The following is a 20213-nucleotide window of genomic DNA, read 5'->3' as shown; positions in this document are numbered from 1 at the left end:
CGCCTGCAACGCTGGAACCGCCGCGAATTTAGGGTCATATAGTGCGGGCCCGAGGGCGCAGGATGACCATCTACTCCGTCCACCATCACACGACCTATCGCTACAAGCGACCGGTTAGGCCCGGGCGGCACCAACTGCTGTTTCGTCCGCGCGACAGTTTTGATCAGCGCTTGCTCGACTGCCGGATCGCGATACGTCCCGAGCCCGTCGAGATCCGCTGGATCCACGACGTGTTCGGCAACTGCGTCACGCTGGTCGACTTTGCGGCGGCGAGCGAAATCCTGGAATTCGACACCACGATTCGTCTCGAGCACACGCCAGAAAGCATCCCTGACTTCCAAATCGAGGAATACGCCCGTCAGCATCCGTTTCGCTATGACGAGCACGAGCTGCCGGACCTCCTGCCTTACATGCGCCGCCATCATGCTAGCGACGCGTCCGTCGACGAATGGTTGTCCAAATTCATTGTGCGTGGCGAGAGCCGGCCAACTGGACAGCTGCTGATGACGCTCAACGAGGCGATCGCCGAGGGCTTTTCATATCGGCGCAGAGCTTCGCCGGGAACGCAGACGCCCTCCGAAACGCTCGGCCTGCAACAGGGCACCTGTCGCGACTTCGCATTGCTGATGATGGAAGCCGCCCGTTCGCTCGGCTTCGCTGCCCGTTTCATCACGGGCTACGTCTATGTGCCCGACCGCGACGGACCCGTACGGCTCGGCGGAGGCTCAACCCATGCGTGGTGCTCGATCTACGTCCCGGGCTCGGGCTGGGTCGAGTTCGATCCGACCAACGGGATCGTCGGAAACCGTGATTTGATCAGAGTCGGCGTCGCCCGGACACCCGAGCAGGCCATTCCTCTTTCCGGTTCATATTGGGGAGAGGCTGACGACGAACTTGAAATGGCGGTCACAGTCAATGTGAAGACCGAGTCTCCCTCGCCTGAGGAGACGAACGTCGGGCCGACCGAGCAGGCGCCGTTATCGGCAATGAGACGTTAACAATACCACTCGAATTGAAGTGACGTCTCAACGGTATTTTCCAATCTTTGCGCTAAGCATGACCGCGTAACGGCGGCTCATGCCGGCGTGAACGGGGACGACGGGACGTGGTCGACATCGCGCACCAGGCTGCGATCAATCCGGCATCTGCAAGAGATGCCGCGACGACGCACGCGCTCGTCCCACTCGCCGCGATCGAGCCGGGTCAATGGCGCGCGCTTGCGCAGCGGGCGATCGAGCCGAACGGCTATTACCTGCCCGCCTGGGAGCTTGCCGTCAGCGCCACCGCGCGCGGCCGCACGGGTGCGCAGGCCCTGTCCGCATTCGACGGCTCCTCGACGCGATTGACCGGGCTGATGCCGGTGATCTCGCTCTGGCAGGCCTGGAACATTCCCCTGCCCGCTTTGGTGAGCGCGCATCCCTACGGCACGCTGTGCAGCCCGCTGATCGACCGCGACGCTGCGGCCGAGGCATCGACGCGCTTGTTGCAGCGGGCGCGCGAGGCCGGCGCACATGCGCTGATCCTGCGCGACGTTGCGCTCGAAGGTACCGCGATGGAATCGCTGAGAGACGCTCTCGGCCGCCTGAAGCCGCGTGTGCTCTCCTCCTACATCCGCGCCAGTCTCGATGCGACACAAGATGGCGACAAGCTGTTGCACGATGCGCTCGGTACGAAAAAACTCAAAGAGCTGCGCCGGCAGCGCCACCGCCTGGCGGAGCATGGACCTGTCACCTTCGAAGTTGCGCGCAGGCCGGATGAGATCAGGGCCGCGCTCGAAACATTTTTGCAGCTCGAAGCCAGCGGCTGGAAGGGCAAGCGCGGCACCGCGCTGGCCCAGGACACAGGCGATGCGACCTTCATCCGCCGCGCCGTCCCGGCGCTCGCGGAGACCGCGCAATGCGAGATTGTCACGCTCCGCGCCGGCACGAGTCCTGTCGCGGCCGGCATCGTGCTGCGCCATCAGGACCGCGCCTTCTTCTTCAAGCTCGGCATCGACGAACATTTTGCAAAATATTCGCCGGGCGTGCAGCTGACGCTCGACCTCACCCGCCATCTCTGCGCCGATCCAGCCATCGCGAGTGCCGATTCCACTGCAAGCGCCGATCACCCCATGATCAACCCGATCTGGCGTGGCCGGTTCGCGATCGGCGACGTGCTGATTCCACTGAGGCGAAACGATCCGGTCGTGGCGCTGATCCATGCCGCGCTGATTGCGCGCGGCATCGCGCGCGAGACAGCGCGACGCGCGATCCGCCTGCTCCGCAAATAAGCGAACGTTACTCCGCCGCCTGCGCGTTGATCTCCGCCGAGACCTGGCGGATGGCGCGCGCGAGCATGTTGGGATCCTGCGCGCCGGAGACGGCGTATTTCTGCGCAAACACGTAGGTCGGCACGCCGGAGATGCCCTTCTCGGCGGCTTCCTGTGCATCGGCCGTGACGCGCGCGACGTCCTCGTCGGTGGCAAGGCGCCGACGCACATCATCGGCGTCGAGGCCGATATCGGCGGCCGCCTGCACCAGCACGTCGACATCGGTGAGATCGCCGCCGTCGCGGAAATAGAGCTCCATCAGGCGCTGCTTCATCTCGGGTGCCTTACCGATCGCCTCGGCCCAGAGGATCAGGCGGTGGCAGTCGGTCGTGTTCGGCTGACGCGCCACGAGCTCCGGCCGGTAGGTGAGCCCCTCTTCGCTTGCGGCTGCGACGACGCGGCCGGCGATGCCTTTGTAGGCCTCGACCGAGCCGAACTTCTGGGTGAGATATTCCTCGCGGCTGATACCCTCGCGCGGCACCCAGGAATTGAGGAAGAAGGGGCGGAATTGCAGCTTGACCGGGACGTCGGGAACGAGCGCGAGCGCGCTCTCGATCCGATGCTTGCCGATATAGCACCACGGGCACACCACGTCGGAGACGACATCGATCTGGAGTGGCTTCAGTGCGCTCATACACGCCTCCTTCGGGCATTTGCCGTTTTGTCGGAAGATAAGCCGAACGGCGCCCGAGGCAAGGGCGCTAGGCCATATTTGCGGCCGTCTGCTTCAGCCATTCGGCGGTGCGCTCGTCGGCCGGAAAGAACGTCTCCAGCGCCAGCTCCGACAGGGTGATGTCGACCGGCGTGCCGAACACCATGGTGGTGGAGAAGAAACTGAGTATCCCCCCGTCATGGCGCAGCTTGAAGGGGATCGCGACATTGTCACTCGACAGCGGGCCCGCACGTGCCGGGATCGGATAGCTCTTCAGGTCGTTGTAGAGCTTGATCAGCTCCGGATCGGCCGTCGCCTCGCATTGCCGGTACAGGCGCTCGAGCAGATGCGCGCACCATTCGGCGAGATTGACGGTACGCGGCGCCAGCCCCTCGGGATGAAAGGCGAGCCGCAGCACATTGAAGGGCTGGCCGAGCAGCCGCTCCGGGATGCCCTCGAGCAGCGGCGCCACCATGCGATTGGCGGTCACCAGATTCCAGTGCCGGTCATAGGCCAGCGCCGGATTGGGCTCATGTGCCCTGAGCACGAGGTCGATCGCCTGACGGGCTGATTTCAAGGCGGGGTCCTCCAGCGGACGCTGCGGAAAGGCCGGCGCATAGCCGGCTGAGACCAGCAGCACATTGCGTTCGCGCAGGGGCACGTCGAGACGTTCGGCAAGCCTCAGCACCATGTCGCGCGAAGGCGCGGCGCGGCCGGTCTCGACGAAGCTCAGATGTCGCGCAGAGATCTCCGCCTCGCCTGCGAGATCGAGCTGGCTCATGCGCCGGCGCTGCCGCCACTCGCGTAAGTGGTCGCCGATATGGACCGGCTGGCCATGTTCGGTGCGTGCCGTGGATGCATGTGCGCTCATGGTCGAAAACCTAGCATGCGGATTTCAGCCCTTCCATTACCCCCGAGGTAATGGAAATGGGCATGTAACCGAATGAAATCACTGAATTTATTTTCGCGGAATCCGCTGGATACCGACAAAAATACCGACAGGCTCGCGCTGCCGAAATTCTCTCTGGTACTGGTGTGGCTCTCTTCAGAGCTCGTGCGCGAGTATTGGAAGCAAAAATCGTCCGCCTTCGATTTCTCCGGCTAAGCGTACCTCAGGCGTTGCCCGATACCGAGACGCTCTCCCTTCTTCAGCATCGCATGCCCGAGCGCAATATCGCTCAGTGAGAGGCCACGGTGCCATAGCAAGATGGTCTCGTCTTCGCTTTCCCGACCAGGCTTCAGCCCGGCGACAATCTGGCCGAGCTCGGCGTGGAGCGATTCTTCGGACAGCTTTCCGGCCTCAACATGGGCCCGAAGACTTCCAAACTTTCCGGACTTGCACTGGCCCCAATCGTCAACCACGAGCTTGCTCATGATATCGGTCAGAGACAGTTCGACCGCGCTCATGGTCCCATAGGGAACGACGAAGGCTCCGCTCTTGATCCAGCTCGTAAGGAGCATCGGTTCAGGTTCGACAAGGCGCGACGCTTCAACGACGATATCTGCCCCTTCAACGCAAGCTCGCCAGTCTTCGGTCGCAACCACTTTTTTCCCGAGGTCTCGACTTAATCGCTCTGCAAACTCATTCCGACTCTCCGGTCGCCTTGAATGGACGCGAATTTCATCGAAGGCGAAGAGGTGGTCCAACAGGCGGACATTCCAGTACGCGGTGCCTCGCGCCCCGATGTGCCCCAGTATCTTCGAATTCTTCCGAGCGAGATATTTGGCGCCTATTGCCGTCACCGCTCCCGTCCGCATGTCCGTTATGCCGCTCGCGTCCATGATGGCTCTCGGCACACCGTTGCGCGGGTCGAACAGCAGAAGCACCCCGAACTCCGAAGGCATTCCAGACTTGTAGTTATCGACGAAGTCACCAACGATCTTCACGCCTGCGGCGTTGTTGGCGGTGCCGAGAACTCCGCGAAGAACGTTGAAATGGCCGTCGGCCAACTTTGGCTCCAGATGAACACGCGGCTCAATAACCGCCTCCCCGCGGCCCTGTCTCGCGAGACCCGACTCAATCGCGTCCAGAACCTCTTGATCGGACAGTTTCAGTGCCTCGATGTCCTGGCGATTGAGATAAGTGAGATAGATTGGATCCATGAGGCGGTCTCTTCCAGTTTACAGCACAACGAGTCCGAAAAGATCAGAGCATGCTGCACGCGCGGCCTAGTTTGGCTCGGAGGCAATCCTCTGGGAGGTTGGCTGCCATTTCAGGAGCTTGCGCTCGAGGCGATTGGCCAACGCATTCATCCCCATCACGAACGCCAAGAGGATAAAAATGCCTGCGAATACACCGGCCGGATCGTAAGTCGAAGACGCATAATTGATAAACAGACCGAGCCCTGCGGTTGACGAGGTAAACTCCCCCACGATCACGCCGATGACAGCATAGGGTATGGCCATACGCATCCCCAGCAACAGAAACGGCGCGGCAGCGGGTAAATATATCTGTCGACCCAGCTGACGTTCATTTGCCCCCAAAACCAGGGCCAAATTAACGACATCCCGGTCGACCGATCGGACGCCGGCGAAAACATTATAGAAGACGAGAAAGAACACCATTGTGCCGGCCAGCATCACCTTCGACCAAATGCCGATACCGAACCAAATGACGAACAAGGGCGCCAAGGCGATTTTCGGTATTCCGTAGAATGCCATCACGTAGGGCTCGAAGATTGAGGCCGCGCGCGGAGAACGCCCAAGCGCATATCCGAGCAACAGCCCGAGCAGAACGCCGATCACATAGGATAGAACCAATTCCTCCCCTGTCACGCGGAGGCTTGGCCAGATTTCACCGGTGTAGAATAGGTCGATAAGACGCCATGCGATTTCCGTCGGCTTGCTGACATACGTCTCGCGTATCAATCGTCCGGACGCAAATTGCCAAAAGCAGAGCAACGTGACGCCCGGGGCTGCCAACAAAAGCGCCCGACATACGGGCGCCCAGATTCGTTTCGGCGATGGCGCGCGGAGTGAAGTCAGTGTCATCTGGTCGCTCATGCCGCACGCCTAATGTTGAGTTCGCTTCGAAATACGGACCACACCCGATCGTACGCTTCGGCAAAGCCTGGCGTCGCGTAAGGTTCGAACATGTCGCGAGGTCGTGGCAAATCGATGGGAATTTCGGCGATGACACGCGCGGGCCTGCGACTTAGCACGACAACGCTGTCCGACAACAATACCGCCTCGGTGATGTCATGCGTGACGAAGAGCACGCTTGCACCTTCGGTAGCCAGCATCGTCTGCAAATCATGCTGCATGACCATGCGGGTCTGCGCGTCCAACGCACCGAACGGCTCATCCATCAAGATCGTATCCGGCTTGTAGACCAGCATGCGTGCGATGGATGCACGCTTCTGCATACCGCCCGACAATTGATACGGGTAGTGCGATTCAAAGCCGGCGAGGTCGACGCGCTTAATAGCCTCCATGGCCTTCGCGCGGCGCTCGGCTAGAGTCATGCCACGCAGCAACAACGGAAATTCGATGTTCTCGATCATCGTCTTCCACGGCAACAACTGCGCCTGTTGTGGCACGAAGCCGATGGTACGATTCACGCTGGTGACCTCTCGATCATGGTGGAAGACCATGCCGACCGACGGCTTGAGAAGCCCTGCGGCCATTTGGATGAGAGTGCTCTTCCCACAACCGCTCGGCCCGATAACGCTGACGAACTTGCCCCGCTTCACTTCGAAGCCGACATCGCTGATGACCACGTTTGGTGCATCTCCGATTGGACTTGCGAAGCTCTGTTGAATCGCACTGAATCGGAGAACGCTTGCGCTTGCTGCTTCGGTCATTTTTCTCGTAATCCATTCTTCAGACGTCGCACGGGTCACATGCAGATTGGCAATCGGGAAGACGTCCCCCTTCTCGACTTACTACCGGGTACACGAAGCTGGTCTCGTCCGAACCTGCTCCATTCAAGACTCGTCAGGGGCCTTTGCGCTGGCCGCCTCCCCGCAGGTTCTGAGTTTATCTCCGACTTCCGGAGCGACGTGACGGAATATTGGGCACGGACGACGCAGAACGACAGCAGAGCAACTCGCCCAGGCTGAGAGATACGGCAAACGAATCCCGTCCGAACGACTTCACAAATCGCCCGGAACTCCAAACTTTGGCGCCGCCGAAGGTTTAAGGGCCCGGGTTACATAGTCATCCATCTGCGGCCTCCAGGCCTTCCATAGCTCCGACAGTCGGGTGATCGGCTCATCATGCAGGTCGACCCGGATATCTGCGATCGGCCAGGGAACGCGGTCAACAATAATCATGCCCGCCGAAAGCATTGGGCCGGCCTCGCCGCCAGCTGCCAGGCCAGCTTGCATGGCAGTGACCAGCCGATCGCCGAGTTCAGCATCGGCGGTCTCGTTGAATGCCGACATCATGCGCTTCGGCACTTCGGCGTTCGCAAGGAGGTTGCCGAGCGCAATCACATTCTGACCGTGGGCACTTGCGAAAATGCCGAGACTATGGAGTCCGGAATAGCATGCGGTCCGCCCGGAATGATCGAGAATCCCAAGTTGGCGGAATTCGATGTGTTCCGTGTTTGCACGAATCCCGGCAAGGATCGTATCAGCGTCCAGCCCGAGCTCCATCAAGGCAAGAGCGCGTGGCCCCAAGCGCGGATCGGTGATATTTTGGGTGGCGCAAACGCCGGCTCCGGCGCGGGCATAGGCGCATCGCGCCGCCACGCTCATACTGGACGACGCGATCGCGATTCCAAGCTGCCCCGTCTGATTACAGCGTCCACTTATTGAGATCGTCATACCGAGCTCCGAGCCCAACATCGCCCCACGATCATGCGATTATCGCTTGCCGATCAGCGAAGAAAATTACGATTTCCGTATGATGCGCTTCGCAAATCCAAATCCGGCGGACCACAATTTGTGTCACGAGCGCCCGCGAACCCGCGGCAATTGAAGGAACGGCCAAGGCTCCGGCATTTGACGGCATGGCACTTCGATCAGGGAGGGACGACGAGCCTCGATGGCTCTTGCCAGGGCACTCCTCAAGGCCTGCGGCCCTTCAGCGCGCATGGCGTCGATGCCAAAGCTATCCGCCATCCGCACGAAATCCGGGTTGGTCAGGTCTGTTGCGATGACGCGCTGTCCGTAGAGCTCACGCTGCATACGCTGGACGTTCCCGAATGCGCCGTCGTTGAAAAGCACCGTCACGAGAGGAATGTTGTGATGGGCCGCTGTAGCAAGCTCCTGCACGTTGAACATGAAGCCGCCGTCGCCGGTGATCGACACGACCGGGGTATCCGGTAATGCGTGTTGCGCGCCGAGCGCTGTTGGAAATCCCCAGCCCAGGGTTCCCGCATGCCCGGAGGAGAGATAGGTCCTCGGCAACCGCGTTTCATAACCGATGCGCGAGACGTAGCCGACCTGTGTCGATTCGTCGACGAGGATGCCATCGTCGGGGAGCACATCTCGGATCGCGCGCAAATAGTCCAACTGCGGACGCAGCACATTGAGCTTACCCGCGATCTCCTCCTTCAAGGCACGGCTCGATGCGACCCGACTATCACGATCCCCGACCGGCTCTCGTATCTGGTCATTGAGCCGCTGCAGGACATCGTGAGCCTCGCCACACAAGGCGATTTCGGGCTGGCGGCCGCATGACATCTCCAGTCGGTCGACATCCACCTTGATGACCCGCAGCTCTTCGTCGGATCCCCACTGCGTCAGCGGCAAATGCATCCTTGTTCCGATTGCAAGGACGACGTCGCAGCCCTTCCAGAGGGCGTGACCGGCGGTGAGATTAAGACTGAGCGGATGCCTATCGTCCAGCACGCCCTTCCCCATGCGATGAGCCACTACGGGCGCACCGAGCTTTTCCGCAAGTTGCCTCAACGGCAGACCAGCCTCCTGGGCCCCGCCCCCGACAAAGATCAAGGGGCGCTCGGCACGGGACAACAGGGAGGCCGCTCTCGCGAGAGCGTCGTCCTCGGGAGCCGGCGCAACGTCCGGCTCGCGCACGAATGCGGCCTTGATTTCGGCTCTCCGGGACAAAACGTCCATGGGCACTTCGATAGCTACGGGACGAGGACGGCCCGACCGTAACGCTGCAAAGGCCTCCGCAAAGTCGGCCGGCACATCCCCAGGCGCCGTTGTCCGCTTGGCCCACTTCGTCAGCCGTTCGAGGATGCCCAATTGGTCGGGCAATTCGTGCAGATAGCCAAGTCCCTTGCCGATTGCATGGCTTGGAATCTGACCCGATAGGCAGAGGACCTTCGCGCCGGCGCTGTAAGCCGTCCCGAGCGCGGCTGCGGTATTGAGCACGCCCGGGCCTGGGACCACGGCATAAGCGGCAGGCTTGCCGGTCGCCAGTGCCGCGCCCAGCGCCATGTAGGCGGCGCCCTGCTCATGTCGGGTATGCACCGCCTGGATTTCATTTCGGCGATCGAACAAGGAAACAAACAAGGCGTCGTTCTGGATGCCAGGAAGACAGTAGAGCGAGGTCAACCCGTGCTTGAGCAGCGCGTCGACAACCGCGTCCGCACCGCTCATTTCACGTGTCGTCTGTGGCGCGAGGGCTTCGTTCACCGTCTTACTCATCTGGAAGGTCAAACAGGTTCAAGACGGTGCCGATGTTCTTTGAAGCGGCCGAGTCCAGAATGTGCGCGCCCAGCATGACGTCGCTGATGGCGAAGCCGCGATGCCAGAACACGATGCGACCGTCGGCATCGGCACGCCCGGCCTTCGAACCACACGTCACCTCGCCAATCTCGGCGTATAGCTTGGCGCGCGTGAGTTCGCCGCTCTCGATCATCGGATGCAACTGCCCGCCCTTGCAGCACTGCTCCCAATCATCGACGATCACTTTCGAGGCTGTCTTGACCGTGTCCGGATCGACGGCCATTTTCCAGCCATAGCAAATGAGAAGGCAGTGCGGCGTCAGCCACTCGTCGCGGATCAGTATCTCGGGCTTCTCCAGACGGGTCGCCTCGACGACGATATCGGCGCCGCGACAAGCCTCTTCGGCAGTGGCGACGGCCACGGCCTTGATGCCGCATTCCTGCCGAACGCGTTGCGCCAGGGTCTCGCGCGTTTCGGGCCTCTTGCTGGTGATACGGACTTCGGCGATCTCGAACAATTTGGCGAGGATCGCGATATTCGCGAACGCAGTGCCCCGCGCGCCGACATGGCCGATGATCTTCGCTCCCTTGGGGGCGAGATATTTTGCTCCGATACCCGTGACGGCACCGGTTCGTTCCGTCGTCAAATCTGTCGCGTCCATCAAGGCCCGCGGCACGCCGGTTCTGGGATTGTACAATGTGAGCATGGCGACCTCGGAAGGAAGCCCGTGCTTGTAGTTATCGACGTAGTCCCCGATGACCTTGACGCCTGCCGTATCATTTGGGCCTGCCCAGCCCACCAGAATGTTGAAATGGCCGTTGTACCGGTCATCCAGCTGGATGTGGGCCTTCGGAGGCAGGACAACGTCCCGCCGTCCGTGCGCGGACAGGCCCTGTTCGATCAGCGAGAGCAGGACTTTTATCGGAGGCAGAAGCGAACGCACTTGCTTCCGATCGAGATAGCGGAAATCGACACGAGCCATGGCGGCTACCCCCTATTTGGCATTCTTCGCGAGTTCGACGTATTTGTTGGTCCAGAATGAGCCCGGCGCCGGCGGCGTTCGTCCGGAGTCTTCGACGAATTGGGACAACAGCTTGGCACGCTCTTCGTTGAGCAAACCGTCGTCACGGATTCCGTCAGCGAGCGTCTTGATGCTGACGCGCATCACTGGTTGAGGCAGCTTCGGGAAGAATTTTCCGCCAATCTTGTCGGCACTCCCCTCCAAATCGGAGAGCACCGCATGGTTGGCGGAATTCATCGCCCGTACCGTCGCGACGATCTTCTTCTGTGCGGCTTCGTTCGCGTCAGAGCGGCCAACGAGCACGAGACTCGGCATTCCCTTCCAGCCCGAAATATCGGTATCGGGCTCGATGACAGTTCGGCCGTATCCCGCCGCCTCCGCCAATGGTCCTTCGGGCGGCGACAACATGAATGCATCGATGCGCCCGTTCTCCAGGGCCGCTCCAAGTGCTGCGGCCGAACCGATCTGGACGACCTGGACATCCTTGCGACCGTCAAGGCCGCCGCGCGTCGCCAGCCAGCGAACGGTCCGGTCCTGAGCGCCTCCGACCACGGCGACCCCTATCACGGCGCCCTTGAGGCAAGCGATGCGTTCCTTGATCGGCATGCTCCTGGAAATGCCCGTTCGCTTGATCATCGCTTCGGACACGGTCAAATTGAGCGAGATCTTCGACATCAGCGAATAGATGATCTGGTACGGCTGTCCCTTCGCAACCGCCTCGAGAACTGAATCGCTACCTGTCGCGGCGATGTCGATGTCCCCGCTGTCGAGCGCCGCCAGGCAGGCGGGGTCTCCCCCGTTGATGGCTGCCCAGTTCAGATCAACTTGCTCCGCTGCGAACGTATCGTAGGCACGCGCGGCCCACACCGGGAGAAAGCCCAACGTCGTCGTGGCTTGGCCCATGCGCACGGTCTCCTTGGCCGCGGCGCTGGCTGGCCAGCGTGCGGATGCGGCGAGCGCGAACGTTGCGAGGGCAAATTGTCTGCGATCTATGTTCATGAAGCGCGTCATTCGGTCACTCCGGAATCACGGCGGTAGCATCGATTTCGACCAGCCATTCCGGCCGAGCCAGCGCCTGGACGACCAGGCCAGTCGACACCGGATAAACGTCCTTGATGTATTCGCCCATGGTTCGATACACCGCCTCGCGATGCCGCACGTCTGTCAGATAGACGACGACCTTGACCAGGTGTTCCATCCTGCCGCCGGCTTCCTCGATGAGCTGCCTGATGTTCTGCATGACCTTGTGGGTCTGCTCTACGGGGTCATGGCTCGCGATGTTCGCGGCGTCGTCGAGATTCTGCGGGCACTGCCCGCGCAACCACACGATCTTTCCACCCGAGGTAACGACCGCCTGACAGAGATCATTGTCCAGTTTCTGCTCCGGATAGGTGTCCTTGGTGTTGAACTTCCGGATTCGGTGATGTGCCACTCAGCTCTTCCTTTTGTTCTCTATTCCGCAATATTCCGCAATCGCCGGGTTTGATGTCCGGGGCGCCGCCGCAGCTTTGCCGCGATCGATCTCCCCGGCCCTCTCGTTATGATAGTCGCGATAGCGCCGCTGCGTGGAAATCCGATCCGCCAGGTACTTCGCGTCGTGCCAGACTCCCCAGATGAACGCTGAGCCTCTGCGCGACTGCCACGGCAACCCCAGGAAAAATATTCCGGGCTCACGCGATATGCCTCGTTGATGCCTCGGCTTGCCTGCCGGGTCGAAGGCGTCGACCTTGAGCCAGGAGTAATCCGACGAATAGCCCGTGGCCCAAATGACTGTATTTACCCCAGCCGCACGGAAATCGAGCTCACGCAGCGGATCGGTCAGACATTCCGGATCCGGTGGGATGATACGGGCCTCGGGCTCTTCGGGAAGTTCGAGGCCGGTGCGTTTGACGTAGTCGTCCGCCTCATCCAGTAGCGAGATGAGCGATTGATCTCCCATCGCGACGTTCTCCCGGAGATCATTGGCGAAAGTCACCTTGCTGTCGCTGTAAGACTTGGTCGAGCCTACGAGCATCATTCCTTCCTCGGCGAGCCGCCTGAAGTCTACGGTGTAACCACCGCGGGCGCCGCTCACGGAAATCGTGACATGCTCCGTGCCACGCGTCTTTGTCTCGATATCCCATTTTCCGAGGACGCCCAGCCACCAGCAAAAATCATACCCGCGGTAGGATCGCGGCGGCCGCTCGTGCGGACCGACCGAAAGATAGACGGCTCTGCCGGCACGGAGAAGCTCGTCGGCGATCTGCCCACCGGATGATCCCGCGCCGACGACCAGCACGCCTCCGTCCGGCAATTGCGCCGGGTTGCGATACTCGTTCGAGTGTATCTGGGTGACGCGCGCGTCCTTGGGTATGACGTCGGGGATCAGGGGAATCTGAAAAGGACCGGTCGCTGCAACAACGTTGTTGGCTTCGAATGTCCCTACAGACGTTTCGACGCGGAAACCCGCGCGGCCCTCAAGGCGGCAAACGGATGTGACGTCCACGCCGCACCGCACCGGGGCGGCAATCATTTCGGCGTAGGAGACAAAATAGTCCGCCACCACTTCCTTGGACGGAAACGAATCTCGATGACCCGGAAATTCCATGCCGGGAAAGCGGTCGTGCCATGCGGGGCCATTTGCGACCAGTGAGTCCCATCGCGCCGTCCGCCACCTTTCGGCGATTCGGTGCCTTTCCAGAACGACGTGAGCGATGCCGGCGGCGCTCAGATGCTCGCTCATGGCCAATCCGGCCTGACCTGCTCCGACGACAACCGTGTCAACTTCTTCTATCGGCATGACCGTTTTCATTCCCGGCTCGTTCGAACGAGGCGCGCATACAACACGGCTACGAAGTCTACTTAGGAGCAAACACGGCGGCGGGAAATTATGATTTCTCGTCGCACTGCTTAGGCCTCTCCTAAACACCCCCGATCAGGTCGTCGGCTACACGGACCATCGATGATCCCGTCGTTAGGGACGGCAGGTTATGGCCGCAGTGACGCGCGCATTGGTGCTCAAACAGCAAGATTTGCGTTTTCGATCTCCCTCGTCTCTTGATATCCCAAGACGGGGTCCCTCCGGGAAGCAGACGGCTCCTGACGATGCTCCCGGGAAAAGAGCACGTCCAAAACGTTCTTCGGAGGTTCATCCTCGGAAAATCCAATCCACAGAACAGTCTGCGGCCGCCTGTAGGCCCTGAACCGGCCGCTCGCGGACTGCCACGATAGCCGCCACCGGGCTCAGGACAGCATCATCCGCTATTTCAGTTCAGCATATCCCCGTTCGGCGGCTTCGCGTTCATAGGTAATGACGCGCGCATATTCCGCCGGATCGGCAGCGGTAATTGTCTTGATGTGGAGACCGTCAAGCACCGGCCGGTATACGGAATCGCTCGCCACGCGGAACAAGGCAGCGCGCAGCTTTTCAATCTGATCGGGTGGCGTCGCAATCGACGTTACGAAAGGAATGGCCGGACTCTCCGGCGTTTCGGCGAGCACGCGGATGGCGCTCACCTTCTCCGGACACAGCTCCTTGAAGAAACCGTAGGTCACGCAATCGATCGAGGCTGCGTCCAGATCGCCCGCTTGGACCTGCCTGATACTCTCGGTATGCGAGCGCGTCGCCACGACCGTTCCGAAGAAGGGCGCCTTGACGCCATGCCGGGCCAACAATAGCCTTGGCAGGTTCATTCCTGAATTCGAATGGATACTGTTGAGCGCGAACGTGGCGCCGCGCAGGTCTTCGATGGTTCGATAGGGGGATTCCTTGCCCACAATGACAAAGGCCCGATGTGTCGACGGACCGCAGCCCGGAAAGTCGTAAGTCGGGACGCCCAGAAAGGCGAATTGACCGCTGTAGATGGTCTGCAAAGGATAGCCACAGGCCTGGGAAAATAAGACCTCCGAGCCAATGGCATCCGGAACGGCGGGACGCGAGAACACAAGATCTGGTGGAATGGAGGCCAGCTTCTGGGCCCGCATTTCTTTCGACAACGCCTCCCAGAAAGCGGCGTTTTTGCCCGCCAACTCGGGAAGATTATACATCGGTAGGCTGGCGGTCAGCTCCAGCATCTGATCTCTCTCGTCAGCTTGGCGCGATCATGGCACGCGAGGCATGCTTTCGGTCGTTAAGGCGAGGGACAGCTTCCAGCAGCTCACGCCCGTAGTCGCTCTGGGGAGCCTTGAGAATCTGCCGCGTAGGCCCCTGTTCGACGACACGACCGAGGCGCATGATGATAACATCCTCGCACATCAGTCTGACAACCTCGATGTCGTGGCTTATGAACAAATAAGCGAGGCGGAATTCGCTCCTCAGACCATGAAGCAGCTTCAGAATGGCCGCCTGAACCGAGACATCGAGGGCGGCGGTCGGCTCATCCAGAATCAGCAAATCCGGGGCAGAGGCAAGCGCGCGCGCAATTCCCACGCGCGCCTTCTGTCCTCCCGATAGCTGATGAGGGTAGCGATTCAGCAGCTCCGGATTAAGTGCAACGCTGGTGGCGAGAGCTTCCACTTTCAGACGGATTTGCCGTTCGTCGGCCAACCCGACGAGCCTTCGAATCGGATCGGCGATAGCTGCGCCCGCAGTCAGATGCGGCGTCAGATTCTCACCCGTATCCTGAAAGACGTGTTGTATCCTCCGTCTCTCTGGACGGCGCACGAACGACGATGGCGACACCGCGCCGATGTCGATTCCCTCGAATGCGATGCTGCCGCCAGTATTGTCGATCAGGCGCGAGATCATCCGCGCCAGCGTGCTCTTTCCCGACCCGCTTTCGCCGACGACGCCGAGACTTCCCCCGCGAGCAATCTCGAAATTGACGTCGTCGACCGCGAGAACGTCGTGCGACCGCCATCCTCGCCCCTTGAACGATTTCGTGAGACGCGAGACTTTCAACATAGCGGGTGCCTGCACGCAACAAAATGCTGCGGAGAACGGGCGATCAAGGATAGAGGCGATGCATCGCAATCCGGTTGGTGACGATCGCATCTGGGCGCAAAGCGACAGGGCAGCAAAGGCCCCGCCAAGTCGGGGAGCAGGCCCGGTACCGTCCGAAGATCGTCGGCGCTCTCGGAATGCTGGGGAACGGATGCAAGCAATTGTTCCGCGTACGGATGCATCGGCGAGTAAGCCAACTGCTCGGCAGGCCCGCACTCGACGAGTTGTCCGGCGTGCATCACGGCGATGCGATCGCAATTCGCGGCAGCGAGCGCCAGATTGTGCGTGACCAGCAAGGTCGCCATCCCACGCCGTTGCGAAAGATCTCCGATGAGAGCCATGATCGCGGCTTCGGTTGTCACGTCGAGCCCGGTGGTCGGTTCATCCGCGATCAGAAGTTCAGGTTCACAGCCAAGAGCGAGCGCGATCCCGACGCGTTGGCACTGACCGCCTGAAAGTTCGAACGGATAATGGTCCGCGCGATTTGGATCGATGCGGACATTTTCGAGGAGCGACAGCACCCGGTCCCTCCCCGCAACATCGCCAAGCTGACGGCGCACGGTCATGATCGGATTCAGGCTCGCCCGGGGATTCTGGAATATCTGGGCGATCGCGGCATGCGTGCTCCGCCGCTCCCTGACCGGCTCGATGACGGCTCCGTGCCACCGGATTTCACCGCTCGCGATTCGGGCGGACCGATCCAGCAAACCCGATATCGCGTAGGACAGAACGGACTTTCCGGAGCCGCTTTCGCCGACGAGGCCGACAATCTCGCCGGGAGCAATACTCAAATCGATCCGATCCAGCGCCTTGACCGTACCGCGGCGCGTGGAAAATTCGATCGACAGGTTCCTGACTTCGAGCACTAGCGTCGTTCCCTGGCATCGAGGACGTCGCGCAAGCCGTCGCCCACGAGGTTGAGCGATAGAACCACCAGAACCAAAGTCATCCCCGGGAAGAGCGCGACCCACCATTCGCCCGTAATGATGAAGCTCGCGCCCTCTGCCACCATGATCCCCCACTCCGGCGTCGGAGGCCTGATCCCGAGACCGATAAAGGACAGAGCGGCAGCGTTGAGCATGGCCCAGCCCATCGTCAACGTCGCTTGAATCATGAGCTGGGGTACGGCCGTGGGAACGAGGTGAACGGCAAGAATTCTGAAAGGGCCGTTCCCGCTCACTCTCGCCGCCTCCACAAAGCCCATCTCGCGGCGTTGCTTCATCTCAGCTCGCATTGTCCGAGCATAAAACGGCACATTCACGATGGCTGTCGCATAGATGATGTTCTCGAGGCTGTTTCCGAGTGCGGCGACGATTCCCATAGCGAGCACGAAGAGCGGGAATGCCATGATCGTGTCTACGATCCACATGGCCAGGCGGTCGACGATTCCACCGAAGAAGCCGGCGAGACTCCCGATCAGGCCCCCGATGATGAGCCCTAACCCCACCGCAGACAGCGCAATGAACAGATCGAGACGTGTGGCGTAGACGATCCTTGTACATATATCCCGGCCCACCTGATCAGTGCCGCAAGGGTGTTCCCAGGTTGGGGGCTTGAGCGCTATCGAAGGATTGGTGGCGAGGGGATCATGAGACGCAACGAACGGACCAAAGATCGCAACGAGACAGATGATCACGATGATCGCCATCGTGGTCGCGGTCAGAGGGTCTCGACGCAAGCCGTCCTGGAGGGTTGCAGCAAACTCCATGTCCTACTCCGCAAGGCGCACGCGAACGTCGACGATCCCGTAAAGGACGTCGATCAGAATATTGATCAAGACATAGAGGAGCGCCACGCTGAGCACGAAGCCTTGCACGGCCGCATAGTCTGACGCCACGAGGGCTTGGAGAGCGTACGATCCGATTCCAGGCCAGGAGAAGACCTTTTCGACCACGACATTCGCGCTGATCAGAAACGAGAACACGAAGCCAGCCGTGGTCAGAACAGGCAGCATGGCATTTCTGAGCGCATAGACGTAGACCAGTCGCCACCTCGGCATATCGTAAGAACGGGCAGCCCGGATAAAGTCGCTGGAAAGCACCGTCAGCATCGCTCCTCGCGTGATCCGGGTCAGAGGTCCAATGCCGGAAAGCGCAAGCGCGATCGATGGAAGGACCAAATGGGCGAGGCCGTCCGTCACGCTTTCGTAGTCGCCCGCAAGGAATCCGTCGATGACGATCAGGCCGGACTTAACAGGCGGAGGAAGACCAAGTGGATCGATCCGGCCCAGAGGAGCCGGCGCAAGACCGAGCAGATAATAGAAGACGAAGACCAACAACAGGCCCGTGAAGAAAGAAGGCATCGACAACGCCGTCGTCGAGAAGAACCTGGCAGCGTGGTCGATCAGGCTTCCCTTCCGAAGCGCTCCGATGACCCCGAGCGGAATCGAAACCAGCAATGCGATCAGGAGTGAGAGCCCGGTCAACTCGAGCGTCGCCGGCATTCGCGCCGCCAGGTCCTTGACAACGGGCTGACCCGTTATCAGCGATTTTCCCAGATCGCCATGAAGCAGATTGACGACGTAGGAGACGAATTGCTCCAGCAGGGGCCGATCGAGAAGCATGGCCTTGCGTATGTCGGCGATCGCTTCGGGAGTAGGCGCCGCGCCGGCGAAGTAGACCGCCGGGTCCCCCGGCAGCAATCGCGTGAGGGCAAAGGAAACCAAAACCACGCCGAAGATGGTCGGCACCGCAAACGCGACCCGCTTGATGACCGATCGCAGCAGAGGAAACAACTTTCAGGCCTTTGCCAGGGTGCGCGCATCCACTTGACGATGGAACATATAGACGTACCCGTTGACATCCTGCTGAACCGCGACGTCCAGCACCGGCTGATAAAGCGGGATGTAGGGTACTTCCGTCATCGCGAGCTTGATGAATTGTTTCGCGATCGATTCGTACTCGGCTCCTTCTCGCGCCTGTCTCGCAGCGTTGAGCAGCTTATCCATCTCGGGGTTTTTATAGCTTGCGACATTGAAGACGGTATTTTGCCCGTGCCAGAGCCAACGGAAGTAGAAGTCCGCTCCGTCAAACCAGGCGCCGAAAACGTCGATCGCCATCGGCCAGTTCTTCTGGCTTCGTCTCGCAAAGAAGTCCGGAATTTTCTCGATCGTCAGCTTCACGCCGAGCTTGCCCAGTGCATCCTGAATGATGAGCGCGGCCGGCTCGTCGACTGTTGCCGCTCCAGCGTCGAAGTAGAGCTTGGTCTCGAACCCGCCCGCAAGGCCTGCATCGGCAAGCAGCGCCTTGGCCTTGTCGGGATCGTGGCTATAGGGGAACGGCTGCGGCCAGGAAGCGTCCCGAGGCGCATCTGTAGACGCACCGAACATCGGCTTGGCCCGTCCGTAGACCGCGCTCTCGATCACCTTTTCGTAGGGAATCGCATAGGCGATCGCCTGTCTTACCCGCACGTCGTCGAATGGCTTGGTTATCGTCGAAAGCGCAAGATACCTGAGGGTGTTCGCCTGCGGCGCCGACTCGATTTTGATCTTCTTGGCGGCAGCAATGTCGGCCACGTCGCGCGGCGGGAGATCACTCGCAACATCGGCGTCCGCCCGTTCGACCAAGGCCCGGCGGGTGCCGGCCGCGGGCACGGACCGATAGAGAGCCCGCTCTTGTTTGGGCAGGGTCCCTCCTTTCCAATCCGCGAACCGCGTCAGAATGATCTGCTCGTCGGGCTTGAAGGATTCGACCTTGTAGGCGCCTGAGCCCGCTGAATTGATCTTGGTGAATTCCAGCGCCCAGGGGTCGGCGGTTGTCGCGTGCGATTTGCAAAGCTCGCTGTTGTAAACGCCGGGCACAACAATCGCGAGGCTGGGGAGCGTAAGCTTGTCTCGCTTCAGAAGCTTGATCTTGAAAGTACGCTCGTCGACAACCTCGAACTGATTGACGTCAGTGAGTGAAACCTGCTCCATCTGACGCTGAGGGAAACCTCCGACCGATACGAAGCGGTCGAACGACCATTTGACGTCACGCGCGGTTATCGGCGCCCCGTCATGGAATTTGAGATCCTGCTTCAGCTTGAAGACGACCGCGGAATTGTCAGGCGCGATTTCCCAGCTTTCCGCGAGTTGCGGCTCGAGCTTGTCGTAGTCATAGCTGGGCACTCCGTTCGGCAAAATCTTCGTACCGAACTGGATCAGCCGGTCGTAGGTCATCATGCAAAGTCCGTAGGACGCACGATTTGCCCCCGGCGTGTGAACGTCCAGCGTATTCGAATTGGACTCCGACACGATGACGATGCGGCTTGATTTGGATTGGCCGTAGGCGGGAAGAACCAAGAGCGACGAAGCTGCACCCGCGGTAGCCAGCTCCAAGAACTGTCGACGATCCATTCGGTATGCTCTCCCCTGAAGAACGGCCACAATTTTGTATAGACATAATTCTGAAGTCAAGGGAGCATGCTGCACCGTATCCCTGGCAATCGCCAGTTTGACCGGTGCATTCGAGAAAAAGGCGGAGAGTATTTTGCTCTTCATTGGATCGCGATTTTTGAACCAGCCGATCCGGTCTGAGCGCGGTTCGAGTACGCAATCTGGAGACGGCGTGTCGGAGCGTGATCGAAAGCAATGCGGTTCAAGAAACCCGAACCAGATCGAAACAAAGCTTTTCTTGATCGACGGTCCGCTAGGCAGATATTCTGGTGTCCAATGATTGACCTGCACTTCCCTCAGGGAAAGCCGCGCGGCTCGTGACGGCCGGGCATTGTTTCGGATACGTCAGGAATGG

General features: G+C 60.4%; 20 protein-coding genes. 3 read left to right on the top strand and 17 right to left on the bottom strand.

Translation table 11 applies throughout. The features are described 5' to 3' along the window. Nucleotides 1-62 precede the first annotated feature (62 nt). Entirely contained in the window at nt 63-998 is a 936-nt protein-coding gene (locus tag UB31_RS29885) for a transglutaminase family protein (RefSeq protein WP_045008550.1), read from the top strand. Nucleotides 999-1105: 107 nt separating this feature from the next. Next, nucleotides 1106-2269 carry a GNAT family N-acetyltransferase gene (locus UB31_RS29880; protein WP_045008551.1) on the top strand — a complete coding sequence of 388 codons (1164 nt, stop codon included), beginning with the start codon at nt 1106-1108 and terminating at the stop codon, nt 2267-2269. 7 nt (nt 2270-2276) lie between these two features. Here the strand turns inward: UB31_RS29880 and UB31_RS29875 are convergent, their stop codons facing one another. Then, entirely contained in the window at nt 2277-2942 is a 666-nt protein-coding gene (locus UB31_RS29875; protein WP_045008552.1) for a DsbA family oxidoreductase, read from the bottom strand. A gap of 67 nt (nt 2943-3009) precedes the next feature. Then, nucleotides 3010-3831 carry a helix-turn-helix domain-containing protein gene (locus tag UB31_RS29870; protein ID WP_045008553.1) on the bottom strand — a complete coding sequence of 274 codons (822 nt, stop codon included), beginning with the start codon at nt 3829-3831 and terminating at the stop codon, nt 3010-3012. A 72-nt stretch (nt 3832-3903) separates the two neighbouring features. Here UB31_RS29870 and UB31_RS41720 point away from each other — a divergent pair, with 72 nt between their 5' ends. Continuing rightward, entirely contained in the window at nt 3904-4065 is a 162-nt protein-coding gene (locus UB31_RS41720) for a hypothetical protein (protein ID WP_156163455.1), read from the top strand. On the opposite strand, the gene UB31_RS29865 is transcribed toward UB31_RS41720, so the two are convergent. The 15 genes from UB31_RS29865 to UB31_RS29790 form a co-directional block, all read right to left on the bottom strand. Next, nucleotides 4062-5063 (bottom strand): ornithine cyclodeaminase family protein, encoded by a 1002-nt coding sequence (locus UB31_RS29865; protein ID WP_045008554.1) that lies wholly within the window; start codon nt 5061-5063, stop codon nt 4062-4064. The two genes, UB31_RS41720 and UB31_RS29865, sit on opposite strands and share 4 nt — an antisense overlap. A 66-nt stretch (nt 5064-5129) precedes the next feature. Next, nucleotides 5130-5963, bottom strand: a complete 834-nt coding sequence (locus tag UB31_RS29860) for an ABC transporter permease (protein WP_050032593.1) — start codon at nt 5961-5963, stop codon at nt 5130-5132. After that, on the bottom strand, nt 5960-6763 hold the full coding sequence (locus UB31_RS29855) for an ABC transporter ATP-binding protein (protein ID WP_045013427.1): 804 nt from the start codon (nt 6761-6763) through the stop codon (nt 5960-5962). The genes UB31_RS29860 and UB31_RS29855 overlap by 4 nt, the downstream gene beginning before the upstream one ends. Before the next feature lie 291 nt (nt 6764-7054). Continuing rightward, complete coding sequence (locus tag UB31_RS29850; RefSeq protein WP_045008843.1) at nt 7055-7729, bottom strand: DUF1028 domain-containing protein; 675 nt, start codon at nt 7727-7729, stop codon at nt 7055-7057. A gap of 123 nt (nt 7730-7852) precedes the next feature. Further along, on the bottom strand, nt 7853-9511 hold the full coding sequence (locus tag UB31_RS29845) for a thiamine pyrophosphate-dependent enzyme (protein WP_245305637.1): 1659 nt from the start codon (nt 9509-9511) through the stop codon (nt 7853-7855). A 4-nt stretch (nt 9512-9515) separates the two neighbouring features. Continuing rightward, a complete protein-coding gene (locus tag UB31_RS29840) occupies nt 9516-10487 on the bottom strand; it encodes an ornithine cyclodeaminase family protein (protein WP_210168185.1) in 972 nt (323 codons plus the stop codon). 51 nt (nt 10488-10538) lie between these two features. After that, nucleotides 10539-11564: an ABC transporter substrate-binding protein gene (locus UB31_RS29835; protein WP_197087465.1), complete on the bottom strand. Its 1026-nt coding sequence runs from the start codon at nt 11562-11564 to the stop codon at nt 10539-10541. A gap of 16 nt (nt 11565-11580) precedes the next feature. Continuing rightward, entirely contained in the window at nt 11581-11997 is a 417-nt protein-coding gene (locus UB31_RS29830) for a RidA family protein (protein ID WP_045008557.1), read from the bottom strand. Next, nucleotides 11998-13344, bottom strand: a complete 1347-nt coding sequence (locus UB31_RS29825; RefSeq protein ID WP_045013524.1) for a flavin-containing monooxygenase — start codon at nt 13342-13344, stop codon at nt 11998-12000. Nucleotides 13345-13805: 461 nt separating this feature from the next. Continuing rightward, nucleotides 13806-14618 carry a phosphate/phosphite/phosphonate ABC transporter substrate-binding protein gene (locus UB31_RS29820; protein ID WP_050032599.1) on the bottom strand — a complete coding sequence of 271 codons (813 nt, stop codon included), beginning with the start codon at nt 14616-14618 and terminating at the stop codon, nt 13806-13808. Between the two features lie 13 nt (nt 14619-14631). Beyond that, entirely contained in the window at nt 14632-15447 is an 816-nt protein-coding gene (locus UB31_RS29815) for an ABC transporter ATP-binding protein (protein ID WP_050032601.1), read from the bottom strand. After that, nucleotides 15441-16352 carry an ABC transporter ATP-binding protein gene (locus tag UB31_RS40795; RefSeq protein ID WP_245305638.1) on the bottom strand — a complete coding sequence of 304 codons (912 nt, stop codon included), beginning with the start codon at nt 16350-16352 and terminating at the stop codon, nt 15441-15443. The genes UB31_RS29815 and UB31_RS40795 overlap by 7 nt, the downstream gene beginning before the upstream one ends. Then, nucleotides 16352-17194 (bottom strand): ABC transporter permease, encoded by an 843-nt coding sequence (locus UB31_RS29800; RefSeq protein WP_045008561.1) that lies wholly within the window; start codon nt 17192-17194, stop codon nt 16352-16354. Before UB31_RS29800 ends, UB31_RS40795 begins: the two co-directional genes overlap by 1 nt. Before the next feature lie 3 nt (nt 17195-17197). Continuing rightward, nucleotides 17198-18211: an ABC transporter permease gene (locus UB31_RS29795; RefSeq protein ID WP_045008847.1), complete on the bottom strand. Its 1014-nt coding sequence runs from the start codon at nt 18209-18211 to the stop codon at nt 17198-17200. A gap of 12 nt (nt 18212-18223) precedes the next feature. Then, complete coding sequence (locus tag UB31_RS29790) at nt 18224-20149, bottom strand: ABC transporter substrate-binding protein (RefSeq protein ID WP_156175616.1); 1926 nt, start codon at nt 20147-20149, stop codon at nt 18224-18226. Nucleotides 20150-20213: the final 64 nt, after the last annotated feature.

Source organism: Bradyrhizobium sp. LTSP849, from assembly GCF_000938255.1.
Classification (GTDB): Bacteria; Pseudomonadota; Alphaproteobacteria; order Rhizobiales; family Xanthobacteraceae; genus Bradyrhizobium.
The sequence above is the reverse complement of the archived record's forward strand: the minus strand, read 5'-3'. Positions and strand labels throughout refer to the sequence as shown.

Coding starts and splice junctions, on each gene's coding strand:
- UB31_RS29885 (WP_045008550.1), top strand. CDS start 63: ATGACCATCTACTCCGTCCACCATCACACGACCTATCGCTACAAGCGA.
- UB31_RS29875 (WP_045008552.1), bottom strand. CDS start 2,942: ATGAGCGCACTGAAGCCACTCCAGATCGATGTCGTCTCCGACGTGGTG.
- UB31_RS29870 (WP_045008553.1), bottom strand. CDS start 3,831: ATGAGCGCACATGCATCCACGGCACGCACCGAACATGGCCAGCCGGTC.
- UB31_RS41720 (WP_156163455.1), top strand. CDS start 3,904: ATGAAATCACTGAATTTATTTTCGCGGAATCCGCTGGATACCGACAAA.
- UB31_RS29865 (WP_045008554.1), bottom strand. CDS start 5,063: ATGGATCCAATCTATCTCACTTATCTCAATCGCCAGGACATCGAGGCA.
- UB31_RS29860 (WP_050032593.1), bottom strand. CDS start 5,963: ATGAGCGACCAGATGACACTGACTTCACTCCGCGCGCCATCGCCGAAA.
- UB31_RS29855 (WP_045013427.1), bottom strand. CDS start 6,763: ATGACCGAAGCAGCAAGCGCAAGCGTTCTCCGATTCAGTGCGATTCAA.
- UB31_RS29850 (WP_045008843.1), bottom strand. CDS start 7,729: ATGACGATCTCAATAAGTGGACGCTGTAATCAGACGGGGCAGCTTGGA.
- UB31_RS29835 (WP_197087465.1), bottom strand. CDS start 11,564: ATGAACATAGATCGCAGACAATTTGCCCTCGCAACGTTCGCGCTCGCC.
- UB31_RS29825 (WP_045013524.1), bottom strand. CDS start 13,344: ATGCCGATAGAAGAAGTTGACACGGTTGTCGTCGGAGCAGGTCAGGCC.
- UB31_RS29820 (WP_050032599.1), bottom strand. CDS start 14,618: ATGCTGGAGCTGACCGCCAGCCTACCGATGTATAATCTTCCCGAGTTG.
- UB31_RS29815 (WP_050032601.1), bottom strand. CDS start 15,447: ATGTTGAAAGTCTCGCGTCTCACGAAATCGTTCAAGGGGCGAGGATGG.
- UB31_RS29800 (WP_045008561.1), bottom strand. CDS start 17,194: ATGGAGTTTGCTGCAACCCTCCAGGACGGCTTGCGTCGAGACCCTCTG.